At 62.2% G+C, this 2,179-nt stretch carries 2 protein-coding genes and 1 pseudogene; all 3 read right to left on the reverse strand.

The window, feature by feature from the left end; all coding sequences use genetic code 11:
- A pseudogene (locus ACFE99_RS25190) lies at positions 1-415 on the reverse strand (transposase); the annotation flags it as partial.
- A 125-nt stretch (positions 416-540) separates the two neighbouring features.
- Positions 541-1,209, reverse strand: coding sequence for a glutathione S-transferase family protein (locus tag ACFE99_RS25195; RefSeq protein ID WP_375489618.1), 669 nt, complete (start codon positions 1,207-1,209; stop codon positions 541-543).
- A gap of 29 nt (positions 1,210-1,238) precedes the next feature.
- Positions 1,239-1,751: a MarR family winged helix-turn-helix transcriptional regulator gene (locus tag ACFE99_RS25200; RefSeq protein ID WP_375489620.1), complete on the reverse strand. Its 513-nt coding sequence runs from the start codon at positions 1,749-1,751 to the stop codon at positions 1,239-1,241.
- Positions 1,752-2,179: the final 428 nt, after the last annotated feature.

A 2,179-nucleotide genomic window follows, 5' to 3' on the forward strand; every position in this document is an offset into this window, starting at 1 on the left:
CAAACGGCACAGCCGTTTTCGCGACATCGCCTGCACCAGATCGTCCACGCGCCGGGTCGAAACGCCGCTGATCCCGGCGAAACCCGAAGGGTTTGCGCCAGGCTTCCTGGATGACAGCCACCAGGGCCTTCTCCGACGTCTTGCGCGGCTCCAGGAACGGCGGGAAGTAGCTGCCCTGCCGCAGCTTGGGGATGCGGAGTTGTAGGCTGCCCAAGCGTGTGTCGAGCGTTCGGTCCCGGTAGCCGTTGCGATAGGTCTGTCGCTCGGCGCTGCGCTCATGGCGTCCGGCGCCGATCAGCCCGTCCACATCCGTCTCCATCAAGAGCTGCACCACGGCCTCCGCCACGCTGCGCAGAAAGTCGCCATCTCCGGCTTTGGTCAAAAGCGCGGCCAGCGGTAGTCTGTCCTCGGTCATCGGGTCCTCATCGGTTCGGGTTAGAGCCTCGCAACTCCACCTTAGCCAAACGATCCGATGGCCACCCCCGCCTACACCGCCACTGTCAGCGAATTTCCACCACAAGCACGGACACTATCGCCGTGCTATGCACGGGCGAGCAGTTCTTCGTCCTTGGCGACTGCCCGCCGGTAAGCTTCCCTCGCCGTCAGTTTTCCAGCATAGGCGAGGAATGATTCCCTTGGCGGAAGGGTTTGAAGACCCAGACCCCAACCGATGTGTGAGCCGACATAGACATCCGCCGCGGTGAACCGATCACCGGCGATGAACGGGTGGCGTTTCACCGCCCATTCGAGTTGATCGACCGTGCGTTCGTAGCTGCCATGGCCCAGGAAGAACTCCTGTTCGGGGGCTGGCACGAAACCGGCGCGGTAGTTGGTGACGGCCTGCTCAAGGGGTCCGGCGGCGAAGAACATCCAACGATGATAGTCGGCGCGCTCCCCTGCGGTCGGGAGCAGTCCCACGTCGGGAAACGTCTCCGCCAGATAGGCTATGATCGCCGCGCTCTCCGTCACGACATGCCCGTTATGTTCGATCGCCGGCACCTTGCCGATCGGGTTTACCTGCGTGAAGAAGCGGTTGCGATCATCCGCGGGACTTTCCGGCTTCGCCAGCGCCGCCCCGCCCCATGCGTCGGCTGCGCTGGACCGCTCATAATCCAGCACCACCGTGTCATAACCGCACCCGACTTCCTCCAACATCCATCGCACGATGCGACCGCGGGAGTTGGGGTTCGTGTAGAAGGTCAGCGTCATCTTTTGTCGTCCCATCGTCCGGAGTTTGTTCAGGCGTCCGACATGGCAGCTTCGGCTAGCGGCGTGGTCTGGTCCGCAGCATCATCAAGCCGCTGCCGCACCGTCCGCAGCATCATGATGGCGTCTGCGATCCCTTGGGCCGGCAGACCCGCCGCGAGATCGCTTGCCCAGCGTTCCTGTCGAACACTGGCACTGGCGTAGGCCGAGAGACCGTCGTCGGTCAGGGCAACCAGACTGGCGCGGCGGTGATGCGGGTTTGGTTCCAGCCGGACCAAGCCACCGGCACGCATGTCGTCAACGATGCGTTGCACCGACTGGCGAGTGAGGCCCATGTTGCGCGCGATATGCGAAACTGGCAGCGGGACCGGAGACAGCGCGATGGCACCCATAACCTGCCACCGCGCACTGGTCAGCCCGAGGTCGCCGACCAGCTCGTCGCCCGCAGCAAGCAAATCGCCATTTAGACGAAATACCTCAAGCACCAACTCGGTCAGCGTGTGTGCGGGGGCATTGGAACTCGGTGCAGGATGCGGACGCGCCATGCTCGTTAAGTATGACATGCCATGCCGCTGTCAATATGACAGTAGCCTGTCTAATAGGTTTTCGGCGTTGTCGCCCGCTGGCGCATGCGGCCAGCAGCGAGTTTGGCTGACGGCAGACACCAATCGCGCAGGCCCGAACGTGTGGCGCGCTTTCCCAAAACGTAGAGGTTGAAAGTTTTGGGAACAGCTCACCGTTCCTTTTTCTCGATCATTTTCAAGAAAGCCGACGGAGTCTGCCAACGGCAGCTATTGCCACCCGCCTTCTCGAAAGCTGCCTGCCCGTTAACCACCAACTGCGGTCGTTGGTGAGCTTCGAACCAGGTGAAGCCAGGCAGCCTGAGATCCTGTCTTCTGGGTGTCTTTCCACCGCTTGACCCCTAATACCAAACGCCCTATCTGCTGACTGCTTTGGCCCAGGTGCGATGGGT

Source organism: uncultured Mycobacterium sp., assembly GCF_964249325.1.
Taxonomy (GTDB): domain Bacteria; phylum Actinomycetota; class Actinomycetes; order Mycobacteriales; family Mycobacteriaceae; genus Mycobacterium.